Origin of the sequence: Grimontia sedimenti (genome assembly GCF_011045095.1) — a bacterium.
Classification (GTDB): domain Bacteria; phylum Pseudomonadota; class Gammaproteobacteria; order Enterobacterales; family Vibrionaceae; genus Enterovibrio; species Enterovibrio sedimenti.
Genome location: NZ_JAALDL010000004.1, coordinates 169,768 through 186,706, shown reverse-complemented (window position 1 = coordinate 186,706; position 16,939 = coordinate 169,768). Strand labels below are relative to the sequence as shown.

Below are 16,939 nucleotides of genomic sequence, written 5' to 3'. Positions count from 1 at the left end.
CAGCGGTTTTTCCTTACTTGGTGAAAACTCGCTGCTTTGAACATTCTTACCCGCCTTTTCTATTCGGAAAAATGATCAGGGAAACGTGTTTCCGACATCGTTTTGTCCCAATTTACATGTTCAGCACTGATATTGTGTTCCCCGCATACTGGGTATCTGTTCAGTTGAACTGACACCAGACGTATTTTAGCCGTTCCTATATATGTGTCCGGTAATCGAAACGATGATCAAGTGAGTGTTTGTGCATTTTGAATGAGAGTGGGCTGCGCCCTGACTCTTGCCATTTAACGCTTAACGTCATTGATTTTTTGGACAAAGCCAGTATTGAAAAGGCATCAGCCGTAATTTGGCGCCATGTTGTCATCGTTCCGGTGCTTCCTCCTTATGATCAATACGCTGACTGTTTCTTGATCATCTTTTCGGAAATGATGATCCGATCGCCCTACTCTTTGGCGAATTATTCCTCTGATTTTTACCTTGATCATTTTTCCTATTCAGTACTCTGCGATTGAAAGCATGATCAAGGATGAGGCGAGGATTTACATCTTTCCTATAACGTTTCCGTCTTCAGCTTGATCATGCTTCCGAAACGATGATCAAGAAGAGATGTGATAGCGTGACTCTATCGCCCAGTATGAAGTATTCAATCTGAAATCTATGAACACTAATGTTGAAATAACATCGCCCGTAATTTGGACGTGTCTTTTCAGCGTTCCGGTGTTTTTCTCTTCTTTTACTTCTTATTTCGAGTTTACATTGTAAAAAAGTGACGACGTAACACTTTAAATCTGTATGTTTAGGCCTGTCATAAGTCACAATTTATTTGTGCGATTTTTCATCATTTTGACATAAAGTGAGCAAGATCTTAATTATTTTGCAGTATGTTCAGCTATTTATTGTGCGTGATGTATTTTGCTGTACAATTTGTTTAATTCTCTTTTATGGCGAAAAGAAAAATGAATAGGGAAAAGACAATAGAAAACCTGCAAACTATTGCAGAGCAAACAAAGCAGGTTCAAGCGGACCGTATTGAAATCGTGATGGAGGAACGTCACGATCAACTGTTCCCACCTATGTCAAAAGCATTGATGGAAACACGTTCAGGTTTGACACGTCGTAAATTGGATGAAGCCATTGGCCGCATGGAAGAGTCTGGCCATCAGTTCACTAAAAACAACGCGAACCACTACTCCATCACACTGGATGAAGCTCATCAGATCATGGAAGCCGCGAAAATCCCTGCTTTCCATGAAGGCAAAGGTGCGGGCTACAAACCTTGGGTCATCAATATCCAAAACCAGAAGGGTGGTACCGGTAAGTCAATGAGTGCCGTTCATATGGCTGCGTGCATGGCACTGAACCTTGAAAAGCGCTACCGCATCTGTCTGATTGACTTGGATCCTCAGGGCTCACTACGTCTTTTCCTGAACCCTCAGATCAGCATCACTGAGCAGGAAGGCATCTATTCTGCGGTGGACGTGATGTTAGATAACACGCCACAGACACCTGACAAAGAGTTCATGATGAAGAACGTACTGCTTCCTACGCAGTACCCAAATCTGAAGACAATTGCTGCGTTCCCTGAAGACGCTATGTTCAATGCAGAAGCGTGGCAGAGCCTGGCGACCAATGGCTCTCTGGACATTGTTCAGTTGCTGAAAGAGAAAGTGATCGATGTCATTGCCGATGAATTTGATGTCATCATGATTGATACTGGTCCACATATTGACCCGCTGGTCTGGAATGCAATGTATGCTTCAAATGCGCTGCTGATCCCGTGTGCAGCAAAGCGTCTGGACTGGGCTTCTACCGTTAACTTTTTCCAGCATTTGCCAACAGTGTACGAAATGTTCCCAGAGGATTGGCCGGGTCTTGAGTTTGTTCGCCTGGTGCCTACTATGTTTGAAGATGACAACAAGAAGCAGGTCTCAGTGCTGACAGAAATGAACTATCTGCTTGGTGATCAGGTGATGATGGCGACGATTCCACGTAGCCGAGCATTTGAAACCTGTGCCGATACTTACAGCACAGTATTTGATCTCACTGCCCAAGACTTTGAGGGTGGTAAAAAGACCCTATCAACGGCGCAGGAAGCGGTTCATCGTGCCGGGCTGGAGCTGGAGCGGGTGCTTCACAGCCATTGGTCGCAGCGAAACCAGGAGTGATAAATGGCCATTAAAACGTCAGAACTGAATGCGCGTCTGTTTGGTAAAGCGGATAAACGTCGCGCTACCTCGGCGCAGGAAGCGCAAAAAGCCGCTTCTGATAAAGCAGCGGTGATTGAACTTTCTGTTGCCGGTGAAGCCACTGTGGAATTTGAACTGGTGCGTGTGGCAGCAGCGGATGTCGCTAACCGCACATCCGTGTTCTCGGAAAACGCCCGTGAGCAATCTTTCCTCAATGAGCTCGCCCTGCAAGATATTCTCACCACGCTGAAAGATCGCGGTCAGCAATATCCCGCTGTCGGTCGTTGGCTGGAAGGCGATAAGATTGAAGTACTGGACGGTAGCCGCCGTCGAATGTCCTGTATTCTCGCCAAGCAAGACTTCCTGATTTATGTTGCCAAAGGCATCAACAGCAAGCATGCGAAATTCCTGTCAGATGTGGCCAATGCACACAAACCGCTGTCGCTTTATGAGCGTGGTAAAGAGATGCAGGCCATGCTGGATCGCGGTGATGTGCTTGATCAGAAAGAGTTGGCCAAGGTCTGTCAGTGCAGTGAAGCGCTGGTCAGTGGCGCATTGAAAGCAGCAGCGCTTCCCTTATCACTGCTACAAGCTTACCCAAGTGTTGCTGAGCTGGGGCGTCCTACCATTGTTAAGCTGCACAAGCTTTACTTCTCTTTGACGGATGACGAGAAAGCCGCTCTGGATGCCAAGTTCGAAGGTACACCGGTTTGGCAAACCGTTGAAGCGACGGGGGTGAGCCGCATTACCCGTGAAGTGACCTTGGTTTTGGAGCAATGGTGTGACTCGCTGAAACCAAAAGCGACGAAACCTGAAGCGCCGGCAATTGATTTGATCAAAGGCCGCGCAAGCTACCGCCGCAAAGGGGATGCGATTTCTATCAACCTCAAAAAGCTCAATGATGAAGACGCTGATGCCATTCTGGCGTTTATCAAGTCCCGTCTTGCGTAATTTGATAACGACACTAAAACGCGCCTCCCGGCGCGTTTTTTATATCTTCCACTTTTAGCAACCTCATTTTAACTCTCTCTCCGCTACCGTATTTCCGTTATCATTGATGGGTACTCATTGATAAACGATAAGATTGTGACCACTGATCCTCTTCAAATACTGCAGATACTTAAAGACAAGGCAAAATCAGGCTTTGTCAGATTTCCGGTTTTTCTCTCGGGAGACGAAGCGTTCATAAAGGAAATGCTTTTTGCCTGCGACTTGGATTCGGTGATAAGTGATGAATTGAAGGGGATTGATGCGATTCCCTGGAGTAAAGCCAAGCAGTTGTTGGGGCAGGAAACCGGGACTCTTGCTCTCGATCTTCGGCAAGGTTTGGACGTCGATAAGCTTTGTGCTGCCGCTGGATGCGTGCGAGGTGGCGCATTATTGCTCTTGATCGTGAATGAAGAAAGCTCAAATCACAGCCGTTTTTATCACCGCTTTCTCCGTTTTGGTGAACATCCTTCCGCTGCGTTTCTCCGTCAGCACGGTGAATCATCATTGCCAACAATGGATGTCGCTATCGCAAAGTGTGAAGGGATTGATGCGAACACTGGGACGACTGCATCTCAGAAGACGGCAATTGAGGCCATTGAGAAGGTATTGAAAGGACATCGCCGTCGCCCCACACTTCTAGTGGCTGACCGTGGTCGCGGTAAATCTTCGGCGATGGGTATTGCAGCGTCTGAAGTGATGCGCCAATCAAAAAAACAGATCGTCGTAACCTCCCCAACCTTTTCGAACGTTGAAACCCTATTTTACCATGCGGTAGAGCGCGGAGGGCTATCTAAGAACGGACGCTTTTCATTCGTGTCAGATAACGGTAGCGAACTTTCCTTTATCGCGCCTGATGCCTTACTGCGTGATAAGCCCCCATGCGACCTTCTTTTGGTCGATGAAGCCGCCGCGATTCCCCTTCCTATGTTGTCGAAAATTCTGAAAGGCTTTAGCCGAGTTGTCTTTTCTTCCACAGAGCATGGCTATGAGGGAACCGGCCGTGCATTCAGCACCCGCTTTAGAAACATGCTAAACGCCGTGGCTAAAGGGTGGCGCGAAGTCTGTCTTACAGAACCGGTCCGCTGGGCTGAGAATGACCCTCTTGAGTTATGGCTGTTCAGCGCATTTTTGTTTGATGCAGAGCCTTTATTGCCGAATACATCAGAGCCGGCAGTCACCATCAGACTTCTTGATGCGAATGACCTCACCAACGATGAAAACACATTAAAACAGCTGTTCTCTTTATTGGTGACGGCTCATTACCAAACCTCACCCAACGATTTGGTTCAGTTGCTTGATGGCCAAGACCAGCATACGATTGGCGCTTACTGTGGAAACGTTTTGGTCGGGGCGTTACTTGCATCAAAAGAAGGCGGCTTTGAGCGTGATTTGGCACAAGCTGTCGTCGATGGAAAACGCCGTCTCAAAGGTCATCTCCTTGCTCAAAGTCTTTCCACTCACACTGGGAATGTAGAGGTACTGACAAGCGCCCTTCTTCGCATTGTCCGTATCGCAGTGTTACCGGAGTTCAGAAATAAGGGTATCGGCAAGCAGTTAATCTGCGAGTTAGAGGGAATGGCTGCCAGTGAAAACATCCAGATCGTTGGCACCAGTTTTGGCGCCAACCTCGGACTTTGGCAGTTCTGGTCTTCATTGGGGTATCAGCCTTTGCGGCTAGGTGTACAAAGAGATGCTGCGAGCGGTACCTACTCGCTTCAAATGGCAAAGCCAATTCAACACAAACCTGATTGGTTCGATGGTATTCAGCACTTGTTCTATCTCAACCTGAGTTATCAGATGGCTGAGCAGTTTTTGGACATGGATACGGCGTTGATCCCTGCTTTGCTATCTGGCGCAGATGTCGTCGCGACGCCTTCCGACATTGCACTTCATCAGGTTCGTCTTTTTGCGCAGGGTAATCTGGGATACGATTTAGTTACGGGAAGTTTGTGGCAGTGGTTTGTACATCGGCTTGCCACAGAGCCTTCAGATAATAAATCTGATGAAATACGTTCACTGATGATTGCACGCCTTCTCCAGCGACAGTCTTGGGCTGATGTCGCAGAACAGTTCGGCTTTCGTGGACGTAAAGATACAGAATCAGCAATGCGTGATTGGATTCGTCATCAGTTGGCACAATAAGGACATACAATGAAACTCGTCGTTGATACTCACACCCACACTCTTGCCAGCGGCCATGCCTATAGCACCATTTTAGAAAATGCCGCACACGCCAAGGCGGTAGGTTTAAGCCATCTTTGTGTGACGGACCATGCCAGCTCTATGCCTGGTGCGCCACATCACTGGCATTTTGTTAATCAAAGGGTGATCCCCGATCACCTTAACAATGTGCGTATTCTTCGTGGCGTAGAAGCCAACATTATGAATGCTGATGGCGAATTAGATATGCCGACTTATGTTTATGCTGGGATGGAGTGGGTTAATGCCAGCTTGCATGAGGCGGTTTTTCGGGCTCAATCTAAAGAGGCGCATACCCAAGCAATAATTCGCGCGATGGAAACTCAGTTAATTGATGCCATTGCACACCCGGGAAATCCAAATTATCCCATCGATGCAGAGGCTGTGGTTGATGCTGCCGTTCAACATGGTGTAGCAATCGAACTGAACAATTCCTCTTTGAATGGCTCGCGTAAAGGCAGTGAACCGTTCTGCCTTACTATTGCTGAACTTGCAAAGGAGAAGGGGGCTTATGTCTCGACGGGCTCAGATGCACATTTCGCCTTAGACATTGGCAACCTTTCCAGCGTACAGAGAATCATTGAACAAGTTGGTCTTTCTGAAGAGCAAGTCATCACGTCAAAAGCAGAACGTTTTGAGGCATTCCAACGTCGTCGATTTGCAATCAGGCAAAGACGTGTCGAAGAGCTCTCTCAGAGAGCGTAAATTTACACTGTAAATGAACGTGGAATTTCTCAGAGGTTTGGATAAGATTTATCTAACATTCAATACATTCAATGTATTGAACAGCAAATATACTTTGGACTCTGCTGCAGAGAAACTCAGTGCTTTACCACTAGTTGGCCGCTGAGCACAAAAGAGGGAAGAGGCTGATGTCGGGGAGGCAGTGTAATGAACGATTATGAAAAACTCTGCGATACCCTGATTGAAAAATCAGGGGGAGAGGGCGAGTGCAAACGCTTCCAGGAAAGAATAGAACTCGGTGGTGGCGGTATTCATGCGCGCTTGTATGTTACGTCCCACCCCTTGGATGAACATGATGAAGAAGATTTTGGCCATCCCGTCGTTATTCGGGATATCAGTCGTAGTGGAATGGGATTATTGACGCAGGAAAGTGTCGATATTGATGCCAATTACTTTCTGAAAGTTGTTGATATTCCTTCATTAAAAGGCACTTTGATCTATTGTAACGATGAGCCTGATGGTAAGTTTCGTTATGGCTTCAGCTTAGATGAATGGTTATCAGATGAAGAGCATCAGAAGCTATCTCCTTAGCATTCTGAATCGTTAACTTCCTGATTTAAAAGCACACTCAACCAGTGTGCTTTTTTTGTACTTCACAACGTTGGATTAAACTTTAATGAGAGGAGGGCAGAATAGCCAAAACTCTCTATAATTCATTTATATGACACAGGTATCTTAATTGAGTCAGTCGTCATTAGTTTAATGAGATCTGATTCTAACTTGAGTGTTGTGGTGTTTCTTTTGAAGTGTTTCATCTAGGTAGAATACGAGTGTGATATTCGTTCGTAGATTTAGTGTATTTATTTAGGGGATTACATGCTGCAACAGCTTTTGCGGCTGTCTAACGATGGTCGCAGGGTCTACATGACTGTAGTACCTAAGGCAGACCAAGACGCGCCCCAAATCGAAAAAAAGCATATCGTTGATTGGCTTATCCAACATAAAGTGGCCAGTTTCTTCCGCTTTGAGGAAACCATCGAAGCGGTGCTGGTCAAGATTAACGCTTCCACCGACGAGTGGAAGGGGGAGCCAGACGATGTTGTTGTTGCTGAACGTCGTGATGCGACGGTCAGCGCACGCTTTGACGATGAAAAAATGACGGCATTCCTGCGTGTCAATGGTGCGTGTGGTGGTAATCCCATCAAAGGTAATGATCTCCTCGCCGCGCTGAAAGCGTCACAAATTGTGCGCGGCGTAAAGAAACAAACCCTACAAAAATTGCTCACCGCTTCGGCCCGTCTGAAGCCGGGCGAATACCTAGAAGTGCCGATTGCCAACGGCAAATGGCCGATTCGCGGCGACGACTCCAAGCTTGCATACCTGGTTCAAGACAGTAAATCCCGCGTGCTTCGCCCTCAAGAGCGAGAAGATGGCACGGTTGATATGCGTGACTTGGGCAAGATGATCACGGTTCAAGAAGGTCAACCGCTCGCCAAGCGCATTCCACCTACAAAGGGGATTGAAGGTTTCCGTGTTACGGGCGAAGTCCTGCCGACCACGCCAGGTAATGATGTACCACTCAAGCTCTATCCAGGCAGTAAATTCAGCAGCAATGATGAAAATGTGATTGTTGCTGAAGTCGCAGGTTTGCCGCTTTTGCACCCTGACGGTGTGGAAGTGGATAACGCCCTGTGTATGAAGTCGGTGACTGTCGCGACCGGCCACGTAGACTTTGAAGGCAGTGTCGTCATTAACGGTGACGTGAATGCTGGCATGAAGGTGAATGCGACGGGGTCAATCACTGTCGGTGGTGTGGTGGAATCTGCAACGCTAACGGCGGGGGGCGATATCATCATCCACAATGGTATTTTGGGTCGGCAGGTTCAATCTGAACAAGAGATCACCACCAGCTTGAAGGCGAAAGGCTCGATAGTGGCCAAGTTCGCTCAATACGCCCGTATTGAGGCCAGAGGTGATATCAATATCAGCCAACATGCGATGCATTGCCGCACATTTACCGAGAACAATCTTGTCGTCTGTGATGCCAATAAACGAACGGGAACCTTAACGGGCGGTACGCATGTTGCCCAGTGTGGTGTGAAGGTGCTTACGCTTGGGGCTGCCTCCGGTGTCCATACCAATGTTCATGCCTTTACAGGCCTCAGTGATTTAATGGCAGACACGTTAAACCTCTCTAAAGAGTTGGACCACGAGCACGAGCAGTTGATGAAGGTGAAAGACGCCGAGATGAAACTGCTTCAGCAACCGGCAAACAAGCGCCCTGAAGAGCTTATTGAGCGTTTGGCGTGGACCAAAACACACCACTTTGAACGCATTGCGGAAATCAAAGCCAAGATGGAAAACAGCTCCTCAGAGCTCAGTACCTTGTACCGCCGCTATGTAATTGAAGTGTATAAAAACTGCTTCCCAGGCGTTTATTGTCAGATTGGGGACACATCTGCCAATTTGGTGAACGAGTATGGCGCTTGTAAATTCGTCACTAATGGCAAAGAAGTCACGATTGAAAAATCTTCTTCCTGACGTTTATGCTCAAACTCAAGTTACCGTCATTTACACTGTAAAATGTCAGGCACAAAAAAGCACCGATATCGGTGCTTTTCTATTGTCTAACAGGGACGGTTTTTATCATCCAACCTTCTGAATTTTTCCGTCTTTTAAAGCCTGCAATACGGCCAGTTTCGGGCCATCTGCCACTATGCTTCCCTGTTCGACCACAATGATACGGTCAACGACATCCAGCATACCAGTTTTGTGTGTGTTAATGATCAGTGTTTCGTCGCGGCGAAGTGACGACATCTGTTGCTTGATGTATTGCTCGGAGCGGTTGTCCATGGCACTGGTCGGTTCATCCATCAAAAGCACTGGAGGACGACCCAACATAGCGCGGGCGATAGCAATAGATTGGCGTTGACCGCCGGAAAGCTGATTGCCGCCTTCGCCCACCTGACGTTCAAGGCCTGCAGGATCTCGCTGTGTAAAGGTGGTGACACCAGAACGGTTGGCGGCATCAAGAATGTCACGGTCGTCTGCCAATGGTCGTCCGAGGGTGATGTTGTCACGGATAGAGCCAAAGAACAGTACAGGGTCCTGCGGGACACAGCCTATATTACGGCGTATGTCGATATTATGGATTTGGCTGATGTCTGTCTCATCGATACGTACTGAACCCGCTGTAGGGCGATACAGACCCATTAACAGTCGACTGAGCGTCGTCTTGCCTGAACCGATACGTCCGATGATAGCCACCTTCTCTCCGGGAAGGATGGTGAAGGAAATATCGCGGAGTGCGGCTACTTCTGAGTTGGGATAGTTGAAGTTCACGCGATCGAATTCAATCTTGCCACGGATAATAGGGCGGTGAATGTAGCGTTTTCCTTCTTCCTGTTCGGAAGGCATATCCATCAACTGGCTGATGATTTCCATCGCGGATTTGGCTTGATTGTAGCGCGTAGATAGCAAGGACAGTTGAACCATTGGGCCTACGGCACGGGAGCTCAACATGGTTGCTGCAATCAATCCACCCATGGTCAGGTCACCCGCAGAGATAAGGTACACACCAAACACGATCATCGAGACATTGACGAACTGTTGAATAAAGCCAGCGGCGTTTTGAACCGAGTCAGTCAGGCGGCGGGTTTTGATACCCCAGTTTGCCATATGTGCCACGGCTTCTTCCCATCGATATTGGAACTGACTCTCAGCGCCAAATAGCTTGATGGTTTCCAAGCCAGCCAGACTTTCAATCAGGTTGGCGTTCTTTTGGGAAGACAGGCGAGAACCTTCTTCAATGGTATGGCGTAATGGCTTTTGGATGATGGCGGCGTGGATCATCAAAATCAGCACGGCTGCAATGGGCACAATAACCAGAGGCCCTGCCACAATCCAGATGATAAACAGGAAGAAAAACGCAAAGGGTAAATCAATCAAGGCGGAGACAGAAGCAGAGGTAAAGAAATCCCGTATGGATTCGAACTCCTGCATATGGCGAGCAAAGGCACCGACAGAAGGCGGGCGTGCCTCCATGCGAATCCCCATGACTTTCTCAAAGATTCTGGAAGAAATCAGTAAATCCGATTTTTTCCTGAGATATCGATGAAGTAACTTCGCAGCATCTTGAGCACAAGATCGAACAGGAAGATGACGAAGACCCCGGTGGCAAGCACCCAAAGTGAGTCAAACGCCAAATTCGGTACGATTTTGTCGTAGACGATGCGTGAAAAGAGTGGGGTGGCGATAGCAAAAGCGTTGATGAAAATGGAGGCTATCAGCACATCACGATAAATCGAGCGGGACTCCCAAAGGGTGCTCCAGAACCAGTGGCCCTGACGCTCTTTAAGAATTTCGGGAGATCGCTCGTCGTAGCGGAATTGTTTTTTCAGTAAGAAAACACGCCCAAGGTAATCCTCTTCCAGCTCGCTGATAGGGCGAACGGCAGGCGTGGTGTCGGTGAGCGGTTCAACCACTTCCGCTTCACCGGTTTCATGATTGATACTTTGAAGCACACATGCCTGATTGTCCTTGAGTAACAAAACACAAGGACACAGCATCGGCGACAAATCTTTGAGCGCCTGGCGGCTTTCTTTGGCATCGATCCCCGCCCGCTCCGCAGCTCGGGGAAACAGGAAGGGGGAGAGGTATCCGTCAGAAATCGGCAAGCCGGATACTAACGCATCCGGCGAGTTTGATTGACCGAAGTATCGGCTGACGTAAACCAAAGATTGCAGCAGGGGGTCTTTAACCATGATTCTCTGATTTCTTCTCGAATATAAAGCCCTGGAAACCATTCACGAACAGCTCAGACAGTTTATTGAGCTGGGCTTCCGTTTCTACGCGCGTGGCGATGGTTGTGATATTCAGGTTGTGTGCGGTACGACATATTGAAGCTAGCACATGGCTTTGCGACTCGTCGTCGAGATTACTGGTGTAAGCAAAATCAATCTTCACGTAGGAAGGTTTGAATTTATTCAGGTAATCCAGCGACTGGAAGTTTCGGCCATAGTTGTCCACACCGAACCCGAAGTTGAAGCGGTGCGCCGCCTCAGTCAGCAGGCTGACGTGATCCGGGAAGCGGACAAACACACTTTCCGGGATTTCGAAGAATAGGCGCCCCGCCATGTTGCGGTGCTTCTGCATCGTGGTAGTCAGCCAGCGAATGAAGGAAGCGTTGGTGACACTGTTCTGGGTCAGGTTGATCGCGATCGGACCAAGGTTCGGGTCATCACCCAAACGCTCAATCATGTGACTCACCACGTAGCGGTCGAAGGACTCACCCAGTTCCAGTTGCTCCACCGCACCAAGGAAATGTGCGGCACCATAGTAGTCTTCACCTTTCTCAATTGCAGAGAAAACTTCCTGGTGAATAACGGCCTGATCACTGGATGAGGCTGACTGGAATTTGAACTTGAACCAGTCGTGCGCCATGGCATCGAGGATGAGTGATTTCCACTGCTGTTTACCCATCGAAGCATCATTCGCCGTTTGGTCAATCATAGAAACTGGGTGATTCGGCGTATTGCGCGCTTGGGTCAGGGCGTTATCAGCCTGCGCCAGCAACACACTCGCATCGCGGTTATCTGAACCGTTAACCGCAAGGCCAATCGCCACTTTCGGTGGAGTAATCCCCATTGGGTCATGCTGCATATCGTTCACGATAGCCATGATGCTTTCACCGATAATTTGCAGGTCTTCACCTGTGCTGTTAGGAGCCAGAATCACAAACTCGTCTTTAGATATACGCGACGCAGTGCAGTCTGCATCGGTCAGGGTAGTGTTCAGCTTCTTGGCAAACTGACCAACAATGGTGTCACCTTGTGCAAAACCCTGATTGCGGTAGGTATCTGTGATCAGGTCAACTTTTACCATCACCAGACCACCGACGGCTGATTCTGCCAGCCAAGATTTAAGCTGGCCAACGAAGAAGCTACGGTTACCCAAACCAGAAACAGTGTCACGGTAAGCGTGCTCACGCAGACGGTCGGCTTCTTTGGCTTGTTGCTCAAAATAAGCTTCGAGCTGGCTGCTCATTTGGTTAATAGCGCGAACCACGGTTTTTAGCTCACGAGTTGGTGGCAATGGTATCGGTTCGCCAAACTTATTACGGGCAATTTCTTTTGCACGTTTGGTGATGGTATCCAGTGGTCGCAGTGAACGGCTGAGCTGTATGGCGATAATAAGCATCGCAATAACAAACAAAATACCTATCCATACACCCAGTTGAATGGTGGAACGCCACATTTCCTTGTAAGCGTAACCCGGGTGTGAAACCACGGTGACTTCGGCAAGCTGTAACCAACCGCTGGTAAAGGTGCGTTCTTCGGTAATGACAGGGAAGAGTTCCAGATTGGTATACCAGTCTGGTACCCCTTCTACATGTATCGGATACTCGCGGATAATTTCGCTGCCGTCGGAGAGCATTTTCAGACGGACTTCCTGATAAAAACCGCCATCGAACAGTGCATTGATCACCGATTCCACAGCAACTTTATCGTCGTCTTCAAGATAAGGCGCGAGGGCGAGGCCCATCGAGTTAATGGTGTTATTTACCTCAGCCGATTGCTGAGTCAGCAGAAAATTACGAGTGGTGTTGAGCTCAATACCTGTCACTGCCAGAATCAGCAGGAAGAATATCGCCAACATCCATGTAAACAATTGCCGGTATAAAGTCATAGACGTTTACCCATCATAGTTTTTGATCGGTCTGTTCAGCTTTACAGACCCCATGCGCGCCCGGAGATCGTTCCACAATCCCAGTCGCGATGATTTGCCTGCAAGCTCACCTTTACCACGTTCTTTCATGAGCCATAGCCTGCTACCGTTGAAGCTGTATACAGGAAGTAGGTCTCGTCGTTTTGAGGCCTTTTTAATTTCAGGGTCGATATTATCCAGCAGGACAGGCTCGGAGGAAGCGGTTGGGTAGTAGGCAACAACCATATGGAATTGATTGAGCTTGATGGCTTTAACGTAAACAAGGCGTAGCTTTTTATCGTCAATGCCGAGCTCTCTGAGCGTGAAGTATTTCGCGATACTGAAATCTTCACAGTCTCCCGCCGCGCTGCCAAGAAACTCCAATGGTGTCGCCCAATAGTCCTTCTTTCCCCACAAATCGATATCATTCACAAAATAGAGCTGGTTGAAGAAGTTATTCACAGCTTCAAGCTTTTGCGTTTCTGAAAGATCGGCAGACTGCGCGACAACATCACGCCATGCCGCTACTCTCTTTCCCGCTCTTTCACCGTAAAATGACGCTACTTTGTTTATCCACTGACTGTCAGTATCACTCAGTGCGAATGTTACGATTGATGGCAACAGGAACATGAGGAGTAAGGTCGCCCGTTTTCGCATCAGGCAACCTCAGCCACTATTGTCCCCGTTGGGTAAAGATGGTCCATGCTTCCTTTATTTCCCCTTTAAATCCTTTCACGCGACCTACAACACGTCGATTCACAAGCTGTGTGGTTTCTGTGCTGTCAGCCAGCATGAGATCGCCTTCACCCAGGCCTACAATGGTGAGACGATCGACTGGAACGCCTCTTTCTATGAGCTGTGCTTGAACTGCTTTGGCACGTTGGACAGACAAACTCCTGTTGTAGTCGTCAGACCCAGGGGAACTTGTATGTCCTTGAAGTTCTAGAAAGGTTTCGGGATAAAGCTTAAGGAATCCAGCCATTTTGTCCAGTGCTTCACGGTAAGCGGGTTCTACAATTGCAGAGTCGTTTGCAAACTGAATTCTTAATGAGTTGTCACTTTCAAGCAAAAGGTAGTTCGGGCACCCATCGTTATCGATGATTGCCACGTCTGGCGTGTTGTCACATAAATCGCGCGCGTTGATCACACCGTCACTATCATCGTCCAATAAATCGGCCCGTTGTTCAGCAAGAGGAGGTTGGTCAGCGGAAAGTGAGCAGCCGCCAATGGCAAGGAGAATGCTGCTGAATAGCAATACGTGTTTCATGGATTAACCTTCTTTGTCTATCACAGGTTCAAGCCATTTCTCCGGTACATCGACACGCAGCGCATCCAGCAGGGTGCCCATACTGTTGAGTACACGGTATTTGGCCGTAATGTTCGCGTAGTGCGCATCGAGATATGATCGCCTTGCCTCAAACAGTTCATTTTCAGTATTGAGCAGATCCAGTAAGGTTCTGCGGCCAATTTTGAATTGCTTTTCGTAGGCGATAACGGTTTCAGACGCCGCATCTACGTGTTGTGCAAGATATTTCTTTTGTTGCTCGGTTAGCTGGTACGCGCTCCAGGCCAAGCGTGTACCCTCTCCCAAAAGTCGCGAGGCGTTGTCGAAAATGTCCTTCGACTTGTTCAATTGATACGCGCTGCGACGCATGTTGGCGGCATCGGTGCCACCGTTATATAGGTTGAATCGAACCCGCAGCATGGCGCTGAGCTCGTTCACTTCTTCTTCGACACCACCTGCTTCTTCACTCCAACTCTGACTGGCCTCGAAAGTAAACGATGGGTACATGTTGCCTTTGTTTTGTCGATACTGGGCACGTGCCGCATCAATGTCATAGGTCGCCAGTTTGACTACCGGATTGTTGGCAAAAGCCACTTCTAACGCTTCTGCTTGTGACTGGGGTAGATAGAGAGCATCTACCTCTGGGTCGACAGGGTCTTTGATGTCGACGCCGACAATCCTCAGGAATTCAGTTTGTGCGTCATCCAGATTACTTCTGGCAGCCAGCATATTAGTGATAGAACGTGCAACACGTGCCTGAACCTGTGACAAGTCAGCGGTGGAACCAATGCCCGATTCTGCGCGCCGCTGAATGTCTGCCAGCATCTTTTCATGGACTTCGACATTGGCTTCAGACAATGAAAGAAGTTGTTTGGCAAGCAGCACAGCAACATAAGCTTCCGTCACTGCCAGCGACTTGTCCTGCGCATCGGAGAGCAATTGATAGCGCTGCGCTTCCGCCTCAAACTCAGTGCGGTCGATATTATCTCCGGTCTGCCCATCCCAGATGAGTTGGGTCAGGCTGATGCTGGCGTCGCGGCGGTTGAAGTCCATGTCACCGCTGGCTTGGGTGGATGAGTTATCAATACGCTCATAACCTACGCCTGCATTGAGGTTGATGTCTGGTAGGTAGTCACCTGTGGCCGCATCAATGCCTTCCCTGTTACTCATGAAGTCATTAAATGCACTTTTCAGCTCTGGATCGGTGGCGATCGTGGTCGCGACGGCTTGTTCCACAGACATGGACCACGCAGGCGCACAGAGTGAGCTGATGGCAGAAGCAATCAAAAGCTTTTTCCAGTTCAAAACACATCCCCCTATAAAGGCAGCATTTAGCGCAAATTATTGTTATGTCACAGCCTCTTTTTATGGGCTGGCTTTTTAATTTTTTATTCTCTCAGCGCAGATTTCTGCGCTTGCAGTATGGGTTTTAACAGGTAGTCCAACACACTGCGCTTACCCGTGATGATGTCAGCAGATGCTGTCATCCCAGGAATAATAGGTAGCTCTTCACCTGCACCTAAGTTATTGGACTCGGTGCGTATTTTTACAAGATAGAAGCTATTTCCTTCTTCATCCTGAATTGTGTCTGCACTGATGGTTTCCAGAATGCCAGTCAGCCCACCATAGACGGTAAAATCGTAGGCGCTGAATTTCACGATGGCTTCAAGTCCGGGGCGGAGGAAAGCAATGTCCTGTGGGGCAATTTTGGCTTCGATCAGCAGGTTGTCTTCACTCGGTACGATTTCAACCAAATCCATCCCTGGTTGGATGACGCCACCAACCGTGTTGACGTGCAATTTCTTGATGGTGCCATCGACCGGACTGACAACCACGGTTCGTTGCACACGGTCAGCAAGGGTGACGCGGGTCTCCGTCATGGCAAGAAGTTTGTCTTCTACATCATTGAGGCGCTCCTGCTGCTCACCACGGAATTTAAGCGCAACATCTACGTGCTTAAACACGGCTTCTTGCAGTGCAGAAGTAATAGAGGGGAGTGACAGTTCTGCCGAAGACAGTTCGCGCTTGGTGTCGTTCACCTGTCGCTGTAGTTTCAGCAAATCGATTTGTGGCACCACGCCTTCATCAGCCAAAGGTTTGGTGATGTTGTATTCTTCGCGGGCAAAATTGTAGCTTTGACGAAGGTTTTGCACCCGCGCCCGGGTTTCAATCAACTCTTGTTGTTTCTGGCGAATTTGCTGCGACGTGACGGACAACTGGTTTTGAAGGTTGTTGAGCTTTTCACGGTACTCGGCTCGTTGGCGGGAAACCACTGCACGGTGCTCCTCAACGAACGTTGGATCAAATTCAAGCTCTACGCGATTGATCGAGACTGACTTTTGCCAGTCTTCAACTTCGACTTCGGGGTCGACCACCACAGAGTCCACCAGCGTTTTCAGCGTGACAGAATCGCCCCGCAAACTGGTGAGTTCCTGGATTCGTTCGCGAAAGTCAGAACGGAACATAGTGTCATCAATCAACAGCAATTGCTGACCTTCTTCGACGATATCTCCCTCACGGACCAGCAGTTCTTTAACCAGTCCCCCTTCAAGGTTTTGCACCACCTGAAGTTGAGACGAAGGAATCACTTTTCCTTGGCCCACAGTGACTTTGTCTAGCTCGGCAAATGCCGCCCAGATAGCGCTGATCGTAATAAAAAGAGCGATGACCCAGAGCAAGACTCGCGCACTTTTAGGGGTTGAAAGCAAAAGAGCGGCGGTTTTGTCGTCGATATAGTCAAGGTGCTCGCTGGCTGGCAGCTTAGATCCCGGTTTATTTGAATTTGTCATTGTTATGCCGACTAAAAAATCCAAGAAAGACAAAAAGGGTTGCAGGCCAGAAATGCCAACATGCCCTAATAAAAGAGTAGTTTATCTATGAGATTCTCACT

Annotated in this window: 11 protein-coding genes and 1 pseudogene; 6 read left to right on the top strand and 6 right to left on the bottom strand. The window is 48.5% G+C overall.

Annotated elements, in window-relative coordinates:
- The first annotated feature begins 956 nt into the window (after nt 1-956).
- The 6 genes from G5S52_RS07815 to G5S52_RS07790 all read left to right on the top strand — a co-directional run bounded on the left by G5S52_RS07815 (nt 957) and on the right by G5S52_RS07790 (nt 8,600).
- On the top strand, nt 957-2,165 hold the full coding sequence (locus G5S52_RS07815) for an AAA family ATPase (RefSeq protein ID WP_002542587.1): 1,209 nt from the start codon (nt 957-959) through the stop codon (nt 2,163-2,165).
- Nucleotides 2,166-2,168: 3 nt separating this feature from the next.
- A complete protein-coding gene (locus tag G5S52_RS07810; RefSeq protein WP_165012551.1) occupies nt 2,169-3,137 on the top strand; it encodes a ParB/RepB/Spo0J family partition protein in 969 nt (322 codons plus the stop codon).
- Nucleotides 3,138-3,272: 135 nt separating this feature from the next.
- A complete protein-coding gene (locus G5S52_RS07805; protein WP_165012550.1) occupies nt 3,273-5,318 on the top strand; it encodes a GNAT family N-acetyltransferase in 2,046 nt (681 codons plus the stop codon).
- 9 nt (nt 5,319-5,327) lie between these two features.
- The gene (locus tag G5S52_RS07800) at nt 5,328-6,080 is read left to right on the top strand and encodes a phosphatase (RefSeq protein WP_165012549.1); all 753 of its coding nucleotides are present in this window, start codon (nt 5,328-5,330) and stop codon (nt 6,078-6,080) included.
- A 186-nt stretch (nt 6,081-6,266) separates the two neighbouring features.
- Nucleotides 6,267-6,650, top strand: coding sequence for a PilZ domain-containing protein (locus G5S52_RS07795; protein WP_165012548.1), 384 nt, complete (start codon nt 6,267-6,269; stop codon nt 6,648-6,650).
- Between the two features lie 285 nt (nt 6,651-6,935).
- Nucleotides 6,936-8,600, top strand: a complete 1,665-nt coding sequence (locus G5S52_RS07790; RefSeq protein WP_165012547.1) for a flagellar assembly protein A — start codon at nt 6,936-6,938, stop codon at nt 8,598-8,600.
- A 105-nt stretch (nt 8,601-8,705) separates the two neighbouring features.
- Here the strand turns inward: G5S52_RS07790 and G5S52_RS07785 are convergent.
- The 6 genes and pseudogenes from G5S52_RS07785 to G5S52_RS07760 all read right to left on the bottom strand — a co-directional run bounded on the left by G5S52_RS07785 (nt 8,706) and on the right by G5S52_RS07760 (nt 16,838).
- Nucleotides 8,706-10,822: pseudogene (locus G5S52_RS07785) on the bottom strand (type I secretion system permease/ATPase).
- On the bottom strand, nt 10,815-12,746 hold the full coding sequence (locus G5S52_RS07780) for a bifunctional diguanylate cyclase/phosphodiesterase (RefSeq protein ID WP_165012546.1): 1,932 nt from the start codon (nt 12,744-12,746) through the stop codon (nt 10,815-10,817). Before G5S52_RS07780 ends, G5S52_RS07785 begins: the two are co-directional and overlap by 8 nt.
- 6 nt (nt 12,747-12,752) lie before the next feature.
- Complete coding sequence (locus G5S52_RS07775; protein WP_039850648.1) at nt 12,753-13,421, bottom strand: transglutaminase-like cysteine peptidase; 669 nt, start codon at nt 13,419-13,421, stop codon at nt 12,753-12,755.
- A gap of 16 nt (nt 13,422-13,437) precedes the next feature.
- Nucleotides 13,438-14,031, bottom strand: coding sequence for an OmpA family protein (locus tag G5S52_RS07770; RefSeq protein ID WP_165012545.1), 594 nt, complete (start codon nt 14,029-14,031; stop codon nt 13,438-13,440).
- Between the two features lie 3 nt (nt 14,032-14,034).
- Complete coding sequence (locus G5S52_RS07765; RefSeq protein ID WP_165012544.1) at nt 14,035-15,354, bottom strand: TolC family outer membrane protein; 1,320 nt, start codon at nt 15,352-15,354, stop codon at nt 14,035-14,037.
- 83 nt (nt 15,355-15,437) lie between these two features.
- Nucleotides 15,438-16,838 carry an HlyD family type I secretion periplasmic adaptor subunit gene (locus G5S52_RS07760; protein WP_165012543.1) on the bottom strand — a complete coding sequence of 467 codons (1,401 nt, stop codon included), beginning with the start codon at nt 16,836-16,838 and terminating at the stop codon, nt 15,438-15,440.
- Between the last annotated feature and the right edge of the window lie 101 nt (nt 16,839-16,939).

Excerpts from the sequence above, each read along its gene's own strand:
- G5S52_RS07815 (WP_002542587.1), top strand. The coding sequence starts at position 957 with ATGAATAGGGAAAAGACAATAGAAAACCTGCAAACTATTGCAGAGCAA.
- G5S52_RS07810 (WP_165012551.1), top strand. The coding sequence starts at position 2,169 with ATGGCCATTAAAACGTCAGAACTGAATGCGCGTCTGTTTGGTAAAGCG.
- G5S52_RS07800 (WP_165012549.1), top strand. The coding sequence starts at position 5,328 with ATGAAACTCGTCGTTGATACTCACACCCACACTCTTGCCAGCGGCCAT.
- G5S52_RS07795 (WP_165012548.1), top strand. The coding sequence starts at position 6,267 with ATGAACGATTATGAAAAACTCTGCGATACCCTGATTGAAAAATCAGGG.
- G5S52_RS07790 (WP_165012547.1), top strand. The coding sequence starts at position 6,936 with ATGCTGCAACAGCTTTTGCGGCTGTCTAACGATGGTCGCAGGGTCTAC.
- G5S52_RS07780 (WP_165012546.1), bottom strand. The coding sequence starts at position 12,746 with ATGACTTTATACCGGCAATTGTTTACATGGATGTTGGCGATATTCTTC.
- G5S52_RS07775 (WP_039850648.1), bottom strand. The coding sequence starts at position 13,421 with ATGCGAAAACGGGCGACCTTACTCCTCATGTTCCTGTTGCCATCAATC.
- G5S52_RS07770 (WP_165012545.1), bottom strand. The coding sequence starts at position 14,031 with ATGAAACACGTATTGCTATTCAGCAGCATTCTCCTTGCCATTGGCGGC.
- G5S52_RS07760 (WP_165012543.1), bottom strand. The coding sequence starts at position 16,838 with ATGACAAATTCAAATAAACCGGGATCTAAGCTGCCAGCCAGCGAGCAC.